We start from the raw sequence: 22381 nt of genomic DNA, 5'->3' as shown, positions 1-22381 counted from the left end.
TTCCAGAAAACTTACATTCCTGCATGCTATTGTTCAATAGACTAAAATGGTACAAATATTGCTACAAAAACACTATGTAATGAGATAAATAATTTCGAATACGAGCTCTAGGCAAAATAGGCTTGCTTAGCATGGGTAAATCTCATAATACGTTAAGCTCACTTAAGTAGGGATTAACTTATGAATCGTGAACAATTGGCTGAATTTCCATATTGGCCGCATTTGATCACGTTGATCATTATTGCGTTAGCTTTTTTAGGCTATCGTTATTTCGCCTACTACGATACACGTTCAAATGATTCCTACGTATCAGCTAATGTGATTAATATGGCCTCTTTAGTGTCAGGGCCTATCAGTGCTTTATATGTACAAGAAAATCAATCAGTAAAAAAAGGCGATAAACTTATTGAAATTGATCCAAAGCCTTATCTTTACGCCTTAAATAAGGCAAGAGCGTCTCTCAATTTAGCAAAAATTCATTATGAGAATAAAAAGTTAGCAATCAAAATCGCTGAAGAGAAATTAAAACAGCGCCAAGCATTCTTAAGTCTAAGTCAAGATTATTTCAAACGGTTTAATAAATTAACAAAACAAGGCGCTTTAGCAGAAATTCAATTAGTCAATGTGATTGCGCAAATAAAAGAACATGAAGCAACGGTGCTAGCTGCAGCCCACAATCTTAGAATTGCTAGGCAAAATTTTGATAATAATGAAATTAAAGAAGCCCAAGCCATTTATGACAGAGCTCTCTATTTATATCAACATACAACGATTGTTGCACCCACAGATGGACTGATAACCAATTTTAATCTTCGTGTAGGGCAGTATATAAAAACAGGAGAATGGTTATTTGCTTTTATAGATACACAACAATGGTGGGTTGAAACCCGTTATCGTGAAACTGCTATACGGTTAATCAGACCCGGTGATAAAGTAAAAATTTGGTTAGATATGTACCCTGGAAAAACTTTTCACGGGCATGTTCATAGCATAGGTTGGGGTATTAATCGTGTGCAATCCCAGGGTGTTGCGCCTTCTTCTTTAGTTTATATGGAGCCTACTGAAGATTGGATTCGTATCGCTCAACGATTTCCAGTGCGCATTTATATAGATGATGTTAGTCCTGATTATCCACTGCGAATTGGCGCCAGTGCAACAACGGTGACTTATCGATGAATAGGGTCGATTTTTTTAAACAATTTTGGCCACATTCGTTAGAAAATCGAGCTGCTTTACGTACTGCAGTTGGTATTGTAATAGCCGTTGTAATTTCTTATGCGCTACATTTTGAAAAGCCTTATTGGGCTGGAATGACAGTGGCAATGGTAGCTAATATATATACAGGTAACATTATTGATAAATCAATAATGCGTTTATTAGGGACGTTTATTGGTGTTTGGGCAGGATTTTATCTTGCTCACTTCATTGTTAATAGCTTCTTACTCTATTTTGTGATTAATTTCTTTATTCTTGCTGCTGCAACTTATTATTACAATTTCAGTCGTTACGCTTATGCCTATTTATTAGGTGGTATTGGTGCCTTCTTTGTTGTAGGTCAGCTTGCTATGGACCCACAATCAACCTTTGAGATTGCTATTTGGCGCCCAGTTGAAATAGGATTAGGCGTTATTGTCTCAGCTATCGTTGCTTTGTTTATTTTCCCAAATAGCCTAAGCAACGATGTTTCTAAAGAAATAACTGCTCTTTTTACCGCCATGGATTCCTTACTTAATAAAGTTAGTAGTTTATATAAAGCGTCGGATGCTCAACTTTCGCTAGCATTTCGGCAAGAAAATTTAAAAGTTAAAAAGACGATTCGTAAGACCTCTGAATTAATTGGTTTTATGCACAGAGAATTTGATAATGATAAAAATAGAATTGATCAATTTCGTTTTTTTACAGCGTCCCTTGCTGATTTAAGGCAAGCTATTGATTATTTTAATTCTTTAAGTGTAAGGAGTGAAAAAATAATCAGTGCAAATTTAATGAGTTTGACAGATGTTTTATTTGCAACAGCAAGGCGAGATCTTACTCATTTACATCAAGCATTTATAGAAAGAAATGTAAAAGTTCGTTTAGAATTGCCTACTTTGATCTCTAACCTAGAAAACTTAAGCACATTAACTACTAAAGAAGAATTAGCGATTACTCATTTTTTTCGACAAATAAATACAGCTCTCCTCGATTTACAGAAAGCGTTATCGGGTATAAGTAACCAGGGTCAATCAAATAAATTAATTAATAATGAGCAGCAATTACGTAACGATCCTGATGTATTAATGCATAGTATAAAAGTAGGTTTAACTGCTTTAGTTGCATTAGCTTTATGGATGTTAAGTGATTGGCCAGGTGGTTTGGCAGGTATTATTAGCAGTATTGTTATTTCAGTGAAAAAGAATTTATTTGAAATGAAAAATACCAGTATCTTGCGCTTTTTAGGCGCTTTAACTGGTGGTGGTATTACAATTTCAATTATGTATTGGCTACCTTTAAATTTTTATCTCCTCATCATGATTATTTTCCTTACCGGCTGGGGATTTAGCTATCTTTATTTTAAATCTCCAGCGTATTCGTATTTAGGATTACAAGCGAATGTGGCTGTGCTAATTACGTTAGCTCAAGCTGGTGGCCCCCCTGTTGAGGTAGCAGCACCTTTAGAACGTCTAGCAGGTGTTATCATGGGGATTATAGCAAGTTTTATTGTAGGAAATTTAATTTGGCGTACTGATTTAATAGCCATGTTACAAAGACAACTTAAGAAATTAAAAAACCATTTATTTTATAATTGCGTAACTATTATAACTTTACGAACTCACGGTATTTTATATGATTTAACGAGCTTATTTTGGTTATGTCGGAGCCTAGTAGATACCTTATCTAATGAAACCTTGCGTGCCGATAAAAAGGCCAGACTAGCAGACTATATAGACACTTTTAAGTCGGCAGTATTATTGCAGATGTCCTTAAAAAATATTTTAAATACTATTAATCAAGATCAAGCTGAACAAACAGCAGCTAAACTTACCGTAGATTTGGTATACCTTGAGCAAGCAGTCGCTAAGTTATATCAAGATCCCACTGTAAAAAATACTGATATAAAGATGCAATTAGAGGAAGCGATAGCAACCGTACTAACCAATAAAAGTAAAGAAACCATTTCTGTTATCGAGGAGGAAAATCTAGTTACTTATTTACATGCGCTAATTCGTTTAGTTGAAATTAGAAAAAATTTACGTACTGAAAATGTGTAAGTAAAGTTTTAAATTATTTTTACTGCCATTCCACTAATCCTTTAGGCTTTTGTAGCCAATTTGAATCAGGATAGGGAAAAGCAGCGTCAATCACATGTAACGTGTAAGCATGCCTTGAATTAGGCGACAAATTAGCATTACTTTTATGAGGTAGGCGACCATGTAATAAAATGACACTGCCTTGTTCGACTTCTAAAGGGATACAGTTGTTTTCTTGCCAAATTAACCGATGATAGTTTTCAAAATAAATTTCATTACCTTTACGAATCATCCGCTTACTTAAAGGCGTTGAAGTTGGGCTTGGAATAACTTGCAGACAACCATTATTTATGTTGGCATCTTCTAGAGCAAACCAAAAACCTAAAATTTCACTGTTTTCTGCATGTAAGAAGGTACTATCTTGATGTAAATCAACTTCTGCACCAATATTAGGTTGTTTAAAAATATACATAGATTGCAACAAACTTGGTTTTTGAAAATTAAGCTGATGACAGATTTTTTTTAACCTTAAATCGTAAGAATGTTCTTTAAAAACTGGATCTAAATCATGCAGAGCGTGACCAATTTTATTGAGAGATTTTTCTAAAGGCTGTTTTAACTGGCCATCACTATTAAAAGAATCAGGTTCAAAAAAGAAATGAATTTTATCACCGGAATTTAAAAAATATTGGGTTTGTGCATGTTCATTAGTTTGAGTTGAAAAAATGGTAGTAGGGATTTCATATTGTTGATTAGCTAAAATCCACTGTATACGTTCTTTCAATATTTCACAAATTGATTGCGAGAAAAAGTTATTAATGACTAAATAACCATTATCATTAAAAAATTCAATTTGAGAAGTAGATAAGTCCATTTTACAACCTATATAGGGATAAAGTGCTTTATCATAATCAGTGAAAATTTTTTTAGCAATACTCCACAACGTCTCTAAATTTTTTTATATATCAGCCAAGTAAGGGTAGGTTGGGCTAAACGAAGTGCAGCCCAACAAATTATAAAGATGCTATATGCCTTATAACTAAAAATATTAGGCTGCGGTATGTTTAGCCCAACCTACTCTCGTTAGCTCTATGCTACAATATGGCCAATCTGATTTATTGTTAGCAGTTCATGATTAAAGTTGATGTTATTATTGTGGGGGCAGGTGCTGCTGGCATGATGTGCGCGATTGAGGCAGGGGCACGTGGTCGGCAGGTTTTAATCCTTGATAAAAGCAATAAGCCTGGTAAAAAGATTTTAATGTCTGGTGGAGGTCGCTGTAATTTTACCAATTTATATGCAAGTCCAGATCAATTTATTTCGCATAACCCACACTTTTGTAAGTCAGCTTTAAACCGCTATACTCAGTGGGATTTTATTGAGCTTGTTAAACGCTATAAAATTGCCTTTTATGAAAAAACGCAAGGTCAATTATTTTGTGAGGAAAAATCACAGCAAATTGTCGATATGCTACTAGCAGAATGTAGAAAAAATAAAGTTACTATTCAATTAAATCAGGCCATTCAGTCAATTAGTAAAAAAGATAAACAATTTATTGTGCAATGCCAGCAAGCGACTTATCAAAGTGATACGTTAGTTATTGCCAGTGGTGGGCTCTCGATTCCTACATTAGGAGCAAGTCCTTTTGGCTATCAACTGGCAACACAATTTGGCTTGCATGTATATCCAACTCGGGCGGGCTTAGTACCATTTACCCTACATGATAAAGATAAAGAGCATTTATCAGTATTAACTGGAAATTCTCTTGAAGGATTAGTGAGTTGCAATGATATATCATTTCAAGAAAAGGTACTTTTCACTCACCGTGGATTAAGTGGACCAGCAATATTACAAATTTCATCTTATTGGCTACCCGGTCAGCCTATTTTTATTAAATTTCTACCTGAACTGGATCTATATCAGGAATTGCTCCAAGCGCAAGTTTCCTCTCCTGATAGTTATTTAAAAACGATATTAGGCAATTATACCGCTAAGCGTATTTTGGACGTGTTCTATAATAATTACCCCATCGATAAACCAGTTAAGCAATTTAGCCCTAAACAATTACAAGATATTGCGCAAGTTCTACAAAATTGGTCCATTAAACCGAATGCCACTGAAGGTTACCGAACTGCTGAAGTGACTTTAGGCGGCGTAGATTGTAATGAAATTTCTTCACAGACTTTTGAAACCAAGAAAGTACCCGGCTTATTTTTTATTGGCGAGGTTTTAGACGTAACCGGTTGGCTAGGAGGGTATAATTTTCAATGGGCATGGTCTTCGGGCTGGGCAGCAGGGCAGGTAGTATAGAAAATTGCCTTGATTATTTCTCTTCATTACTAAATCTCAAGAAATATAATATTAATTAAAAAATAGGAGCTGCTTTTATTAAAGGCAGCTCCTATAGTAAAGCTATATTAATTCGGCTACTGCAAAACAGCTGATTGCTGTGGAATAGGCGTAGGGGCAGAATACATTAAAGCTTCTTTCATATTAAATAAAGCAAAGTATAAATCATTTGCTGAATTAGGATTCTTTTTATGCTTAATCATTAATTGATCATTTTCAGCAATTGTGTCATCAATAAGTTTTAATACCTTATGATAATTATTCTTCGTTTTAGCCAATTTTCTAATAAACTTTTCGGCTAGCTGTAATTTTTCATGAGTGAGGTCATTATTAAACAACACTGATAATCGTTTTTTAGGTACATAAATTAACTGCGTTATACCTGTTTTCTGGCGTGGGAAACGCTTGGGATCAAGAAACTTATCTTTTAATTCAAAAGTTCCAGCCCCTTTCTCATTCTTATGCCTGTTATTGCTGTTAACATCAATATAAACATTAGCACGAGCAAAGATATAGCTTTTTATTTGAGTTATAATACGTGTCTCAACCTCTTCACTTATCTGGCCAGAGAAATATGTCTCTTTTTCTCTATCAAAACAAGCCTTCATTTTTTTAATGCGGCTGTCTTCTCCTCCTAGAGCCTTATCACAAGGTTGTTGCGGTTGTCTTTCTTCTCTTTTTAAAACTTTACTAAATAAGGAGGCATAAGTACTTAAGGTATCTGAAGTTCTTATAACTTTTCTATCTTTAATACCTTGTAGCAATTTTGTTGAGGTTTCTACAGCTTTCGCCATTTCTCTACCTTGCGTTGCCCTAGTTACTCTATCAATAGTAGGTAAAGACTCTTGTAAGGATTTTAAACCGAAAATTCGCCGCCAAACTTTCCCTTTCTCATCATTCTGGTCGTGTAGGGCTGGACTAAAGATACTCACGCCCTTAGGCCTTGATTTCTGATCTTTTTCAGAAGTAGTAGTTTCATCTAATATCACTAAGTCAGTATAATGCAATAGATGATTTAGGTTATCACCATTTTTCTTATTGTTCCTCTTTATTCGATTTGTTAAAAGTCTACCAAATTCAATGAAGTTACTATCAAGTAGTGCCTCATTTGTTATAGTTGACGCTGTAAAAACTTTATTGCCCACATCAACTCGCTTAATAGCGTAAATCCCTGACTCTGTGCTATTTAATTGCAAATAGATTGTATTCTCTTCTTGCTCTTCAATATTATCTATATCTGAAACTAATTTAATATTATAATTAGAAATGCTTACAATGGTAGAAGAAGTAATAATATTATCTAGTACTTTTTGCTCCTCATAAGTCATCAAATTTTTAATACCTTGAGTTGGTGTTTCCTCTGTTAGTAATTGATAGGCATCCTTAAGTTTTCCCTTTTCAATAAAATTTTTAGACCACAGAATAATGTCATTACTCTGAAGAAGATCAGTCGTTAAAAATTTGTAATTTTTATTTGCATCAGTTTGCATAATTCCTATAATTCTAGGGCTAACTTCTTCACTTAATTGTAAATAGACAGTTAGAGGTTCTACTTTTTCTTTAGGTATAGAATAAATATTTTTAGCTATTTTTATGTCATACCCATCGACAGCTTGGCGTATTAAAGCTTTACCTGCTGGACCATCATCTGTAGTTTTAAAGAAGTTTCTATCTTCTGGCTTAGGGTCCTGCGGTTCCCCTTGCGCATTGAGCTTATAAAATTGTAAATTACTTTCATCGATGCGAGTGAAAAGTATTTCCAGAAGGTTATGCATTTTTAGAATATTTAAGTCATATATATTTAAATCTGCTGAAAGTAAATTTTTATTGTAGCTCTCTAACGTTTCTTTCCTTTTTCTAGGAGGTAGAAAATATTTTTCATAGAATGAAGGTTGATTTCCATTTTTGTTTATATCATCAATAAATTCTAACAATTGCTCATGAAATGGCTCTGCATCCTTAGTTACACAAAAGATAACTTTAAGATCCTCTTTCGTGAAATTATCACTAATAAATTTTAACATCTCTTTAAATGCAGGATCTGTAATTAAAGGCTCAACTAATTTTTTAATGTCATTTATAATTTGCAGTTTAATATAATTTGCGTAGTCTAGAGTTTGGTTTTTAGAAGGTTTTAAATAAATTAGACCCTCTCTATTAGAGTCAATTTTTTCATATATTCTATCTTCCAAATCTTCATTAGATTGAATAAATTTAGTAAGTTTTTCAACCCCATAATTTTCAATTTCAGCCTGCTCATAACCCAGGGTAACCAACATCTTTTGGATGCGCTTAGTGTGAAATATTTGATCAGGATGAGAGGGATTCATTTCTAGAGTTTTTAACATCTCCACCAATTTTTTGATTTCCGTCTGATCCTTGCTTTGTACGGCATTAGCTATCGCACTAGCTAAGGTTTCTTTTTCTTCAGGATCAGCTAGGGCTATATAACTGCAAAGGCCTTCTAGAATAATTTGTAACTCAGGATACTCATTTTTAATTTTCTTCCTATTTTGTTTGTCTAAAATATTTAATGGCTTTAGAAGTATGGCTGAATAATATTTATCACGAATTTTATGAAGCGATCTTGCTTCATTTGCAACGTTCATAAATATAATTTGACGTGATAAATTATGTTTCCATACTGTCCAAAGTTCTAGGTTGTTTATCTTGTAATGCACCAGGGCCCTTTCGACATCAGCAGAAGGTTCTGTATCTAACATACTAGTTGCTACTGCGGCAAATTCTTGTAATTTTTTTCTAGGTTCTTTTGAAGTCCACCATGACACTATTCTAGCTACACAATGCATTAACATAGCTGTTGCTTTTATTACCCAGCTTAAGGTCGTTCCTTTTTGTAAGTCATCTTGTTTTTTAGCTAAATAACCGATAGCTACACCTAAGACTTGCTCATAATCTTTTTGAGTTAATTTAAATTTAAATGCATTGGCTTTATTTAAGTTATCAAGTTTATCGAAACATTTCTCGATAACAGCTTGTGCTAATTTATCATCATCAACTTCATGAAGAGCATCTTTATTTTCCTCAATCCAAGCAAGAATTTCTTCACCTAAGTCTTGACCTAATTTTCTAATATAGTTAATTTTAAATTTCTTTAAGGATTTATCATAATCGGATTGATAATCAGGTTTGTTAAGTTCATTAACACCAAAAACACACTTAACACCACGTTGGGTAACTAAGAAGAAGTTAGGTACTCTAAAGCGGTTCAGACCTCGATTACGGCCATAAGCTTGAATAAGGTTAGCTGGATTCGATAACGTATTTTCATCTGAATGAGCAAGTACAGCTACTTGGTGAAGGTTAGGATCATTAAACCCTTCTATTTTTTTATCAGTTGCATAGACTGTTGCTATACCTAAGCGAAATAAATTATCTGTTTTTTCAATGCGTGTCTTAGTATCTTCTTGTTGCTGAATATCCTCTTTTTTCTTTTTAGAAGAATTAGTATTTGGTGTAAAATCTGACACTGTAGCTTTTGGGTCTAATACCTCAACAGCTCTTTTACCTTCGGGGCGTTGCTTTTCTTTATACCCCTCTTCTCTATTGGCTATGCCTGCACCCATTTTATTTTCATCCATATCTGTAAAGGGTACATCTTTTTCAATCGTTTCATTTCTTTCGACTTCAGCAAAAGCAAATTGCTTGTAGTGATTTGCTGCAAAAATTTCTACTCTTTGCCAATTAACATCTAATTGATCAAAATTATTTTGGTTGGCAAACCAGTTATCAACGACATCTGTAAGGTCTTGACTAGGGGTTTTGTTAATTTTCTGTATGATATCATATATTATTTCAGCTAATTCGTTAGCTACTTGCTCGTCAAGCCCCTTAGGATTATTCTTTGGATGATAAGTTAAAAGTGTTTTTAGCCACTCAGAATTTTGAGCTGTGTGTCCTGCTGCCTTCTGAAGCTCTTTGGTAAAAACTTCTAAGTTATTAAACCGTTGCTTATCTAAATAAGCACTGCCAAAATCTTGCATTAAACTATTTAAATGAGGGTCTTTACCTGCAGCTTTCGCAGCAAGAATTGATAAAGTGAGCTCAATAATGCCATGCATACTATTGGTGATAGGTGACTTTGCAACACCTCCGGCTATTTCTGTGGCAATAGTTTTAGCTAATTCTGGTAGTTTGTCTGGTTTAATATTTAAATCATTAGCTAAGTGAATAATTTCTACTTGTAATTGACTTGTAAATTGAGTATTCAAGGTGCTGGCGTATTGGTCATAAATAGCGGTATCCACATGTGTAACCGTCTTGACGCCCTTATCCTCTGTCGTTTCAGCCATTTGTAGGAATTTATAAGTTTTATCCCGATCAAATGAGTTTCCATTAGTATAATATCTTTTTGATAATGTAGGTGTTTCCGATTTTTTCTCTTTAAGAACTTTTGTAGTTGGTACGGTTTGATCTTCTTCTAATTCATCCTCATTTATTTTTTCAACTTGTAATTTCTCTGTTGGATTTAACTGCTCTAAAAACAGATTTAAGTTAACGATATCTTCAAAATGGTTAGCACAAATCAATGTTTTAGGTTGGAAAGCTGAGGGTTGTAAGCTCCATCTTACTGCTAAACGTAATTTCTGGTCAGGCGAAAGATTATCGGGCAACTTTTTAAGTTGGATAGCATTTTGTGCACTAAAAAATTCTTTTTTAGATATGTTATAAAGATAAGCTTCACCAAATGCATTAGCAGCATCATAACCTGTTTGAGGATCAATAGTATCTGCTATACGACGACCAATTTTTTCCATGGTCCCTAGACTAGCTTTTTTACCCATTTCTTCCAGGGATTGCGCACTTTTAGCATAACTTGAAGTACGCTCTGCATAACCATTATCAACTTTTTGCTTATTATTCATAGTAGCAACAACCGTTAGATTTTGCTTTTGATCATCGCCTTGAGCCAAATCTACTAAAGCAGGTGTAGGTGTGGCTGTTAAATATAGATTAATAAATTTACTTGCTAATGTTTTTGCTTTAACGAATAGTTTTTCATTTGAAGCTAATAAGTGAGCTTCGTCAAAAGCAAATATAGTAGGTCGATTGTCAGCGGGTCTATTGTCATCAACCTGCTGGACAGGGTTTTCACCCCTCAACTCGGCATGTTTTGCACCAGTTAAAATTTCTTCGGGTGAGTCAATGATAATATCACCATTGGCTTCAATATCCATATTATCTGGTATTAAGCGACCTAAATCACCTTTAAACTGGTTAAGTAATTTTTCTGGTACTGTAAAGACCCCACGTATACCAGACATTTTTAAAACCATCATCCATAACGCTTGGGTAAATGTTTTTCCCGAGCCTGTCGTTAATGATACAAGCATGTTGTCATCAGATTTTGAGCGACGCCAAAAACTTTTATCCTCAAAATGCTTAATAATGCGACCTAGGTTGCTAATATGTAGGTTATATAAAGATATTTTGGCGGACCCGCCAATGGTATATTCGGTTGAATCTTTATCTGCAGAAGCGGGTATATCTTTAATAGTAGTGGAGAAGCACATTTCTCCTTGCTCATTAGGGGCTACATTAAAATTATTTTCCGTTAGCAACTGTATCACATCACTTGAGCTGTATTTTTTTAAATCTTTTATAGGGATAGGTGTATTTTTTCTTTGCCCAATAGCAGTAAATTTTACGACTCCATCTGCACCTTTTTGCATTTTAAATGAGTGATTTTCATCTAATTTAATATCCACATCTAAGGGATTAACGCCCTTATTTTCTTTAAGATAATTTGCAATGGTAATTTTTTGATTACCAATAGTTACTTCCATATTTTGCAACCATTCCAATTTTAAATAGCCAAAGTAAACGGCTTTTGCGTTTTTTATTAACTGCTGTTTATGTTCATCAGCTAGTCTAGGCATGGAAATCACTCCAAAGTTCAATTATTAAACATATTGTACTCCGTTTTGCTTAAGGAAAGATTAAATGTATTTTGAATTTTTTTTCTGATAGATATAGCAAAATTGAGCTTTATTAAATTCAATTAATAGCTATCTAGATTAGAATTAGGGTAAATATTTTTTAATTACTTACTATGGATAGAATTTAAGGTAAGGGATTAATAATTATTAATCCCTAAGTTCTTGAAATATTGTTGATTATTTTCGTTCAAAAGTAGCTACGGAATAAGTCTCCGCCGTATAATAAGGTTCTTCATCAACTTGATAATCTTTTGCAAGCGTTGCTGCTGTTTTATGGTCAATGCAGTGTATACCTAGTTCTTCACAGATAGAGACTATTTCTTCCGGTTCAAAAAAAGCTTTAAAAGGCGATTTCTTGCTCGCAAATTCATCTAGTGTTTTTTTTAAACATTTTTCATTGGCGGCTGAATCTAATGTTTTTGTTTTAGTTTGCATTAGGGCATGCATATAATCAAAGGTAATGATTAGATGATTAAATTTATTCGCCAAATTTTTAAGGATTTGGATGACTTCTGCTTTTTCCAGGTAAAAAGTGTTACCCTCCCAAAGAATTAATGTCGGTTTGTTAAAGTCGACGTCATTATTTTTTAATGCTTCAATCAAATTACCTTTAACATAATCAAGGCCAATATAAGTGGCATTCTTATTAATATGATTTTCAGCGTAAATCTCCTCTTTACATTTTAAAATAGATGTTTGATCAATTTCAAAGAAGCGGGTGCCAAACTGCTGCGTGTATTTAGCTTTACGTGTAGCGAGCGTATCAAAACCACTGCCTAAGATAATAATTTGTTTTACGTCTTTATGTTTTACTGCATCAGATATAGTTCGTCTAAAAAAGCGTGTTCTTGTGGCAAGCGGAAGCCACATACGTTTATCTAATCGTTGTTCAGCTTCTTGTTTAATGTCTTCATTAACAAACTGTACCATCTCAGCATCTTTAAATAGATCTTTTTCTCTTTTACCTTGTTTTTGAGTTAAAGTGGGCCAATTTTCCTTTTTTTTGGCTTCATTTTTCCAAAAATTGGCTAATAGAGAAGTAGTAGCGACGTTATAATCATTTAAAATTTTCTTAAGCATAAATAAACTCTCTTTATTGTAATAATGCAGCAATAATCTGATTGGCACCGGAATAATAAGCAGCGTGATCTGCATCTAAATAGATAATATGGTCAGTGACTGTTTTACTCATTCGTAATTGATCACTTAAAAGAAGAGCCTGATCATAACGGCAAACCAATGAGCGCTTAGCAATTTGGGCAAAATGTTTGCCTACTTTAACAGACTCGATTAAAGGTTTTAAAGGTTCAGGCTGAAGTTTAGCTAGTGCTGTTTGCGCATCTACTAAACTACACTGATTAAAAAAGACGTTTACTAGGTTTTCAGTGCGTGTAAGATAAATCGTTTGGTAATCTTCATTAATAATGAGGTAGGGAGTTAAGTTGTGTGACTCTGAAGCTTCTGCAATAGAGAATAACGATTGCTCACCTTGAGGAATATAAGCTGCCACAAAAATAAGTTCACGGATAGCTTCTGGAATGGCTTCAGCGACTTCTGAAATAATGAGTCCGGCCATACTGTGGCCAACCAAGGTCACTGGTTCGGATTGTTCTTTTATAAGATGAATAAGATAGCTAACATAATCTTGCAAGCTTATATTGTTAGGGCTATTCAGGTTTATATGGCGCCCAGGTAAATTAGGCGTTAGAACTGTGTGCCCTTTTAAATTTAGTACTCTAGCAATATATTCCCAACACCATGCAGCATGCCAAGCGCCATGAACTAGGATGAAGGTTTGAGAATTTTGCATAAAAAACTTCATAAATAAAAATTATTTTATAGAAAAAGAGTAAAAATTAATTAAATAGTCATTTTTATAATCTAACCTAGTAATTTGTTGACTTTATTCGTTTTAGTCAATGAAATCAAATAGAAATATAATGATTTTAAGCAAGCGTAGGTTGCGCCACTCGGCCCAGCATTTATATTGCCTATTTATAATTTGAGTCGCTCTGAGCCTTTTATTGCTCCAGCCCATCGACAGCTCCGTATGTGTAAAGAATTGATACAAAATAGAGTATTTCCAATTGCAATTTTACTAACTGTCCTCTTGATATAATGTGTTTTGATAATTCACGGATAGCTGCTGGACCAAATGGCCTAACTTACGCCTGCTAAATATACCTAGCCAGTAGCTTAGGTGCAGGTGCTAAGGGTCTTAGGCCGAGGTTTCACCTTATTGTACTTAAAGTTATTGGCTTAATCTTTATAGTTTGATTAAAAAACATTAAATAAGTTAAAATATGAAACAATAAGTTAAATATAATTAATATTCGCTTAAGTTTTGATAAGTATAATTGATCAAATAGTGACTATTGAGTATCATTTTATGCCAAAGAATTTCAAGCTCATTGAACAGTTAATCAGGCCAAGCTCAGAACTTCAACAAAAAGTTACTACTGCAAATACCTATAATGATCTCCCTCAGTTAATACAGCAGCAAATGCAGAATAAAGAAGATTTCGAATTTTTTTTAAATCAATATCTTAATTTAAGCAAACAAATAAATATTAAAATTTTAGTTGAAAAAGCTATTGAATTTAATTCTATTGAAGCTGCAGTAATACTTCTAACAAAAACAGAGCATTTAAAAAGACTAAGGACAGAAACAGAGAAATTTAAGCAGTTACTAAATCATTATATTAATAATTTACAATGGCTGCATACGGTCAGTAGTCAATTATCCTTATCTCTTCTTAAGGAAACTCTAGGCGAAAATCACGAATTATTTAAGGCTATAAAAGAATTTAAATCCAAAGCAAATGATACTAATGAAAACAGTACCAATAGCACCATTGAAAGTCTTTTTAAGCCTGAAAACCCCTGGGCAAATACTAACTTAGCTTACTTTATTGCCAATCCAAAGCCTTGCTCTTATTGTTTGCGTAAGACTCAGATAACGGATATGTTTAGTTTAGCTAGCACTCAACAAATTTTATCATTATGTTGGGCATTAGTTAAAACTAGAATTAAGTTATTAAAGTATTACTTTACAACAAGTGAGCGTGATGAAGGCCCACTAAAATATAAAGTTCAAACAAGTTTAACAACACAAAGTAGTAAACAAGCTACAGATTTTCTCACATCCAATTCTTCTGTCACCGTTGAACTCTTTAAATTAGATGCAAATAACCTAGATATAGGCACTTTTAAAAAATATCTTCTACACTCTCATAACCCTAGACTAATCATCAAGGCACATGGCGACTTAATTATCAAGCAAGCTAATTCGGTTTCGCAAATTAAGAGGCTTAAAGAAGTTAATGCAGCAGCTAATCTACTAAGTAACAACAATGCATCTATTGAAGAATTTACAACTAATTTTCACCTTTTGGTTGAATTTAAAACCGGTCTTTTAAGAAAAGCTTTAGAGATGCCAAACGTCAAAGCGGCTGTTATGAATAAATTAACAGCAGAGGATAGCCGCAACGAATGGATAATGATGCATTTAAAAGAAAACCCAGATTTAGTAAAGGCGCTTTGCAAAGATAGTTCTGATAATTTCTTAAAATTACTCAATTTAACTGATGATCCGGGTAAGTTTTTAAGAGAATTAGCTGGGAAAGTGGATAGTAAAGATCGCGCTCGCATTATTTTTCAATCCGTTATTCAGATTGCCCGCTATACAAAAGAGCATCCTGAATATCAACCTGAATTTAACAAGATGCTAGAAGAAAGATTTTGGTTAAATTTTGGTTATAGGCGGGTTAAATACATTGCGATAGATTACTTATCGAATGAATTGAGAAATTTAAATAAAGTCAATGTGTCAGACAGCGTAGATCCGGGAATTGACCCTAAATTTATAATAGAAGAAGCTGATCTTGCATTTATAATAGAAAATGAAAACTTACGACAGCTATTTAATCTTACTAAATCACAATTACAGCAATTAGCTGAAAATTATTTTAAAAAGCCAAGCTCACATCATGCGTTGGCAGAGCATTATTACGATAAATTGGATCTAGAAAGTGAAACGCCGCAGAAGGCTCAAGCTATACGTAGTAAAAGTATTCATTATATTTTGAAATTGATTGAACCTGAGTATAGGCGAATAGCTTTGAATGAAGCTCTCTATTATGGTGTTATTGAGCAAGTTCAAGATCCTCAAGCCAAAAAGCTAATTTCAGTTAGCCCTGAACATTTATTTGATAGACCCTTAGAGCTCTTAAAAGATTTAGATAAGTCTGATTTTGATAATTTTTACAAATACTATGTAGAGCAAATTGAGAAAATTAAGACAATTCCAGAGCTAGATGCACTAAAAAGCCGATTTAATGGTAGCGTACATGATAAAAATTTAATCTCACCTATTGAAAAACGTAAAGAATTTATTACTAAAAAACAAATGCTTAAAGTTATCAAACGTCCTTTAGCTGATGATCCAGATAGTTTGCTTTATTCGTATGCTAAGGTGCATGGAATTGAGGCCTTATTAAGCCTAGAGCTTGATATTGATAAAGAAGTGATTAAGAAAAAAGTTGTTTATGAAGCAATTATACAAAATGACTGGGAATATATTAACCAGGTAGAAAGTTTTAAAACCATTTTCTTAACTCTGATGGCAGAGCGAGATTTTCAAACAAATGGAGATAAGCAAATTGCAAAAATATTGGTTGATAATATAGCTGATAAAGATTTTATTATTCAGGTAATTAAAAGCCTAGATTCTTCTCTTGCTCACCCTGAAATTGATAAGGCTTTTCTAGACTCAAATGCTCTTACTCTTGCTTGTATTCAATTTAAAGGAGAGTGGGATAGTGATCATTTAAACAACATGCTGTTATGGTTTGATAAGAATAACTTAACTCACGCTAAAATTGCAGTTGAAAAATTATTGTTTACTCAAGGTAGTCTATTAGTATTAATGCAGATTGCGCAATTAAATCCTGTTTTAAAAGATAAAATATTAGCCTCTTCAGAGATCTTACAACGCTTTACAACACAGCCTTTAACTGAAGAAGAGGCTAGCGTATTTTTAGCCTGGTATTGTAATAAGGCTGATGTTAAGCAAGCGTTCCGGCAAATCCTTCCGGACTTTATACTTTTAAATAAAGAAAATTCTCAATTTACTAATAAATTAATAAGTGATCTCAGTGAAGGTAAACGGCTTGTGCTTTTAAAAGATACACGTATTGACTCAAGCTTTATTGCCCAAAACCCATCATTAATAGCTTATAAAAAGCTGCACACACAAGCTAATTTAAGAAAAGAAATTATGGATAGTAGTGCCCTCCTTAGCAAAGTAGTTCATGTTTTTGAGAAATTGCCAGTTCAAGCAATTGAGTTTTTCCAAAATGAGCACAGCGAGCTTTTTTTAAGGGTATTAAATCAGAAAGAATTAATAGAGGGATTAGCGGAAGAGACTAGAGTTGCTTTTGATAATGCTTTAGTACAGGGGCTTTCTGAAGATATATTTGTAAAAGCCTTGTTAAAAGATGAGAATAAGCAAGCAGCAATTGCTATAGTAACAAGTAAGAATGAGAAACTTCGTGAAGCATTCTGGGCCGCTGCTAGCGCTGTGCCTAAGCTAGTTGCGCAAGTAATAGAAGCTATTTTAGAAAATTCTACAGAGATTAATGAACATAAAGACATTATTAATAAATATTTGCAAACTTTTTCTTCAGACAAGAGCGCGATATCAGTTCGCAGTCATCAAAATATTGTAGCTATAACTGAGAAAGCTAGAGTTCTGGATTTGTCGGCACCCACAAAGCCAATAATTTCTCAAACTACCTCCTTAACTAAAGTAAGCTCACATAAAGAAACAATACCTATACGAGAAAAGAAAGAAGATATTAGTCAAATTAGTAGGGAAAGGATAACAACAGAAACATCTCAAAGTGAATTAAATAAGCGCGGTCTGAATAATGTAGCAATATCAGTTAGTGATTTTCACTATATTGAAGATATCTATCGATTTTTATCAGAACATAGAAATGTAAACATCAGTCATTTGATTAATGTTTTCAAACAATTACAAACTTCTAACTCAAAACTATTAGAGCTGGCTTATCAGCGAGCTTTCACAACGGATTATGCAATAAATACATTGCTCAACCAGATCAAGGAAAATTTACCAATAGAAGTTACCAAACCAGTAGTAGTGCCAGTCAAAAGCGCGCGGGAAGATAAGAGGAATTCAAAAAGAGAATTTCAGACTAATGGGCAAGATGAAGATTATTTAAAATTTAAAGAAGTTAGTGAAAAAATAGTAGAAGATACAACAAAAAGAATTAAAAAATACAAACAGCAGTCAATGTTGCAACAAAAAAAGGTAGACAAGAAATTAAGTAGAATTGATAAGCTTTTTAAAGACCTACAAGATCATGCTGAAAAAAATACAGCGGATAGAGCAAGGACAATTACTAAACAAGCAACAGCTGTTTTAGCTGGTTATCAAGCAATTAAGTGTCAGTATCTACTTTTGGAAGAGTTGACAAAAAATACATATCTTAATATTCAAAGTACTAAAAATAAGGGAGCTACCAAAGAAGAGCATTTAAATGAAATTGCTAGAACATATGGACTAACTTCAACAGATAAATTAAATACCAGCCTAAATTGCGTATTAAAGCAAGCTCAGACTTATTTACAGGAGGGTAAGTATCATTTAGCTGCAAATTATTATCAAGAAGTTATCAATGCTTGTCATGAGGATGAAAATATTGATTCCTCTATAAGATATAAAGCAACAGAGGCACTCATTTCTTTATTAATTCAAGAGCCAACTATACAAATCGAGTCTAATGTTTCTTCTGAGCAAAGTATTAAAAATTTATTTCAATCTTTTTTTAGTGAGTTTACGAATAAATTTATTAAGGATAAGGTCGCAAATTTTCCTCCTAAATGGCTTACCTCACCTGCAATTTTTAATGCCTTAAAAGAGAATCTTGAGAAAGATAATCCTAATGAAAAGTTAGTTGAATGGGTAGTTAAATGTAGTGAAAATAAACATGAAGATATAATAATTGAAAAAAATTTAGATAACCTTAGAAAAATTTTAGACACTAAAAGATTTATTATCCGTCATGAAGACAGTGGAGCAAATAGCGATGAGCAATCGGCTTTACTTAGAGAAATTTATGCTCGAGATCCAGATTTGTTGTCAGACAGCAGATTTAAATTTAACCTTGAAGCAGTAATGGCTACTACTAGTGAAAGTCTTGATATTTTACTTTTCTTTTTACGTAATACTCAACTTGCAAAAAATTTGCTTTCTGTGTCAAAAGAAAGTCAAGATATGCAGGAACTCTATGAGCTCGGTAAGAAAAATGAGCTTATCAAATTCGTATTAACTGTATGTTATCCTCATTTAACAGAACAAATTGATAAAGATGCATTTAATCAAACTATAATTATTACGCAAAGCGATAATTCTCTTAAATCTGAGGAAAAAGACGTACCAGGAAATAACAGCCACCAAGAAGATCCACCCTTAGCACCACCACCGCCGCCTGGACCGCCACCACCACCGCCACCGGGGCCACGACCGCTTAAAATCCCCAATAAGCCATCTGACGACACTAGTAAAGATAAGAGTATTTCTGGGCAGCCTACTGATTCTGATAAAAAGACATCGCCTACTGGCAATCCTATTGTTACTCTAAAAGACATTGCATCAGCAGGTAAAAGGTTAAAAGCACCAGACCTCTCAACAAGACAAAAACCAGTAGAGAAAGAATCTGGTAATAAAGCAAATGATATAGCCAATATGATTGCTGCTAGAAATGAGAAGCGTATTGGTACAGCATGGCAAGCAATGATGTTTACTAAGGAAAAACAATTTTCAACATGTGGTCAACTAATTCTTCAAGCTCTTATTAAATCGGCTAACACAGAAAATGACGTCCCAGCTGACATTAAGCGTGGTTTTGCTGATGTATATGATAAAGTTATGCGATGCCGAATTGAAGACATAACTGTTGAGCTTATATTAAAGGAAATTCAGTTGAACTCAGATTTAAAAGGAGAAATCACTCAAAGTAATGAATTACTTTCAAAGCTTGCTATGGAGCTTTGCGAAGTAATCAAATCTAAAAAGCCAACTGTAGTTGAAAAACCAAAACCTGTCCCCTCAAAACCTGTAGCTGTTAAAGAGCTAGCTATAAAGCCTGAAACTCAAGTTGAAAAAGGTATACTAGATAATAGTAGCGGCTTAAATTTAGGGACCTTTTTAGGTAATTTTGAGCAAATTGTAAAAATAAAAGCTCCAATAATAAACCTATATAATAGGTTTATTAGTATGCAGAAAGGAGAAGATAAAACGAGTGAGGAGGAGTTAGTAAAGGAACTTATTAAAATATTAGATGATAATATGCTTGCTAAAGTTAAGGACGAAATACAGGAGCTAAGTCAAAAAACAGAAGATCCAGGGCCCCCTTTAGAAAAGGTATTAGCAGATAAAGCTCATCAAATCTTTAACAAGATAAAAGAGGTTTATCAATCTTATTTACCTAAAAATCAAAGCACTACTTCTACTGGCGCACTCCTACGAGACATTAGGAAGAGGGCAAATCCTAACCAGTTGGCAGTATTTCAACTTCACAACTCTCAGAAAATCTATGATTTAGTGAGTGAAAGTCAAAAAGTATTTATTGAAGAAAATATTAAAGCAGCTTTAGGTAAAGATAATGAGGCATCTTTAAAGGAATTTGAGGCCAAAATATGGAGTGCGATAGAAAAAATTCAAAGAGGAAATCGTATTTCTAGAGATGTTTTACTTGGAAATTTATATGGTATTGCAGACAAACGTAATCGTGACAAGTTTACTGAAGATTTTGATAAATTCATATGGGCTCCCCTCAAAATCTATGCAAACTCTATAGGTAAACAATTGAATGTTGTGGATCAAATTGAACGAAAAGTTTCTAGCGCACCAGATAATAAAAGTATATACGCCGATAAGGTGTTTAATAGAGATGAATTAGAAAATGTTATTGAAAAAGATCAATTTATCAATCTTGGGTATCTACTTGCGGATAAAATAAATGCTATTAACTTAAACAAACCTGTATTTCGAGATGAATTATGGGACAAAATTAACCCTATAATGGTTATGCGTCAGGATAAAACGGAAGTTTTTGATAACCTTATTTGGGGATCTATTAAAGTTTATGCTGCAAAACATGGAAAATCTGAGTTAGTTCAAGAAAAAGATCCTTTAAGGGAAAAGATGAGCAACCAGAGGTTTTTTGGTAACAATAAACTAGAAGGAAGTAAACAAGAACCTAATAGCACTCTTGTAATAACTAATTCCTGATTATTAGATAACCCTGTAAACAAAAGCTTTAATAGCGATCGTAGGTTGGGCCAAATGGCCCAATATTTATTCCCCGTTCATATCTTAAGTCACTGTGGTTTTCCATTACTCTTGTCTCTTGATTGCATAAATTATTTAAAAAATTGATGCGAATTAGAATATTTCTAGTCAAATAATTTCAAAATCTTTCCACTCTGTTGGATTTTAAATTTATAGAATTCGTGCTGAATTGACAAAGGATTATTGGGTCGAAGGGCTCAACCTACACTTGCGTCTACTAGAAAACATTATAGTTTATAGTTTCCTGATTTTGTGCATAAAGGCTTTGATTTGCCATAATTTATTTTGAGTCTATCCTTAAATAAGGTAGCTAATAATCAAATTAACTATATTTAGGGAAAGGAGATGAAAAATGGATCATTTACATCAGGATCAAAACCGAGGAAAAATTAAACCCAATCTGGGAGGGTGGCAGGATACACCCGAGCATGAGCAAGTAGAGCCTTATTCAACAAAAAAATTACATCAGAAACAATTCAGCCAAAAGCCTTGGTTTAAACAAGCTAAACAGCGATTTATTGAGTTATTTCACGATAGCCGTGATAAGGTAAGTGATACTCAGCATGCTATTAAAGACTATTCTAATACAGCCATAGATAAATTTGTTGAAAGACCTATGCCTTATTTATTAGCAACTACTGCTATAGGATTTATACTCTCTTCTATGTTGCACCGAAACGAGGATAAAAAGGCTCATTTACATCACGAATCTCTGAAAGATCGCTTAATGAGAAATTTGCCTCACGAATCTTGGAAAGATCGTTTAGTGAAAAATTTACCTCATATGCCTTTCAGACAAAAACCTTTATTTAGCCGTGTTAAAGACCAATTTAATGAACTATTTTATGATAGCCGGGATAAAATTAGTGAGACTCAAGATACTATCAAAGACTATTCTGACACTGCCATGCAGAAAGTGAGTGAAAAACCTTTTCCTTTCTTATTAATGACTACGGGTTTAGGATTTTTGCTATCTTCTTTGTTACAACAAAAAAAAATAAAAGTAGTTCATTTATATAAAGAAAAAGACCACAACCGCATGAAACAAAATACCATGCAAAACAAGCCTAATGCTTCTCATCAAGAGCATGCTGGTCACCCTTCATTAGAAGACTTACCTAATAATATGCAATTTAGCGGAAGACCTACGACTTATTTATTAATAGCTGGTACTGTAGGGTTCTTGCTATCCTCTATGTTTTATCGTAAATAAAAACCAATTAAACTAAAAAAGATTAATTAAGAAAAATTAGCAAGCGTAGCAGCTGTCTTGAGCTAAAAACTCAGGACAGTTGATTTTGTTCAAAATTCCAAAAGTGATTCCTAAAATGTTTTTGAGCTTAGATTTATTGGTATTTAGAAATAGTTATGTACTGTTTTTATAGCGCTATTTGTACAATATTTGACCCTGGCATGACTTGGTCATGTAGTGCGTTAATAAACTCGCTTACAGTTTGAAC

Annotated in this window: 9 protein-coding genes; 5 read left to right on the top strand and 4 right to left on the bottom strand. The window is 33.6% G+C overall.

Translation table 11 applies throughout. The features are described from left to right. Positions 1 to 180: 180 nt before the first annotated feature. Together E1P04_RS00235 and E1P04_RS00230 are read left to right on the top strand one after the other, a co-directional pair. Positions 181 to 1176 carry an HlyD family secretion protein gene (locus tag E1P04_RS00235; RefSeq protein WP_131780932.1) on the top strand — a complete coding sequence of 332 codons (996 nt, stop codon included), beginning with the start codon at positions 181 to 183 and terminating at the stop codon, positions 1174 to 1176. Next, complete coding sequence (locus E1P04_RS00230) at positions 1173 to 3251, top strand: FUSC family protein (RefSeq protein WP_131780931.1); 2079 nt, start codon at positions 1173 to 1175, stop codon at positions 3249 to 3251. The genes E1P04_RS00235 and E1P04_RS00230 overlap by 4 nt, the downstream gene beginning before the upstream one ends. 19 nt (positions 3252 to 3270) lie before the next feature. Here E1P04_RS00230 and E1P04_RS00225 read toward each other — a convergent pair whose 3' ends face one another. After that, positions 3271 to 4104 carry a phytanoyl-CoA dioxygenase family protein gene (locus E1P04_RS00225; RefSeq protein ID WP_131780930.1) on the bottom strand — a complete coding sequence of 278 codons (834 nt, stop codon included), beginning with the start codon at positions 4102 to 4104 and terminating at the stop codon, positions 3271 to 3273. Positions 4105 to 4361: 257 nt separating this feature from the next. On the opposite strand from E1P04_RS00225, the gene E1P04_RS00220 reads away from it, so the two are divergent. Beyond that, a complete protein-coding gene (locus tag E1P04_RS00220) occupies positions 4362 to 5540 on the top strand; it encodes a BaiN/RdsA family NAD(P)/FAD-dependent oxidoreductase (RefSeq protein ID WP_131780929.1) in 1179 nt (392 codons plus the stop codon). 116 nt (positions 5541 to 5656) lie between these two features. On the opposite strand, the gene E1P04_RS00215 is transcribed toward E1P04_RS00220, so the two are convergent. The 3 genes from E1P04_RS00215 to E1P04_RS00205 all read right to left on the bottom strand — a co-directional run bounded on the left by E1P04_RS00215 (position 5657) and on the right by E1P04_RS00205 (position 13349). Continuing rightward, positions 5657 to 11479, bottom strand: coding sequence for a DEAD/DEAH box helicase family protein (locus tag E1P04_RS00215; RefSeq protein WP_131780928.1), 5823 nt, complete (start codon positions 11477 to 11479; stop codon positions 5657 to 5659). A gap of 237 nt (positions 11480 to 11716) precedes the next feature. Further along, a complete protein-coding gene (locus E1P04_RS00210; protein ID WP_131780927.1) occupies positions 11717 to 12619 on the bottom strand; it encodes a class I SAM-dependent methyltransferase in 903 nt (300 codons plus the stop codon). Positions 12620 to 12632: 13 nt separating this feature from the next. Then, positions 12633 to 13349 (bottom strand): alpha/beta fold hydrolase, encoded by a 717-nt coding sequence (locus E1P04_RS00205; RefSeq protein WP_131780926.1) that lies wholly within the window; start codon positions 13347 to 13349, stop codon positions 12633 to 12635. A 579-nt stretch (positions 13350 to 13928) separates the two neighbouring features. On the opposite strand from E1P04_RS00205, the gene E1P04_RS00200 reads away from it, so the two are divergent. Next, positions 13929 to 20861 carry a hypothetical protein gene (locus E1P04_RS00200; protein ID WP_131780925.1) on the top strand — a complete coding sequence of 2311 codons (6933 nt, stop codon included), beginning with the start codon at positions 13929 to 13931 and terminating at the stop codon, positions 20859 to 20861. Positions 20862 to 21273: 412 nt separating this feature from the next. Beyond that, positions 21274 to 22134, top strand: a complete 861-nt coding sequence (locus tag E1P04_RS00195) for a hypothetical protein (RefSeq protein WP_131780924.1) — start codon at positions 21274 to 21276, stop codon at positions 22132 to 22134. The last annotated feature ends 247 nt before the right edge of the window (positions 22135 to 22381 follow it).

The organism is Legionella gresilensis (assembly GCF_900639865.1).
GTDB lineage: Bacteria > Pseudomonadota > Gammaproteobacteria > Legionellales > Legionellaceae > Legionella_C > Legionella_C gresilensis.
The sequence above is the reverse complement of the archived record's forward strand: the minus strand, read 5'-3'. Positions and strand labels throughout refer to the sequence as shown.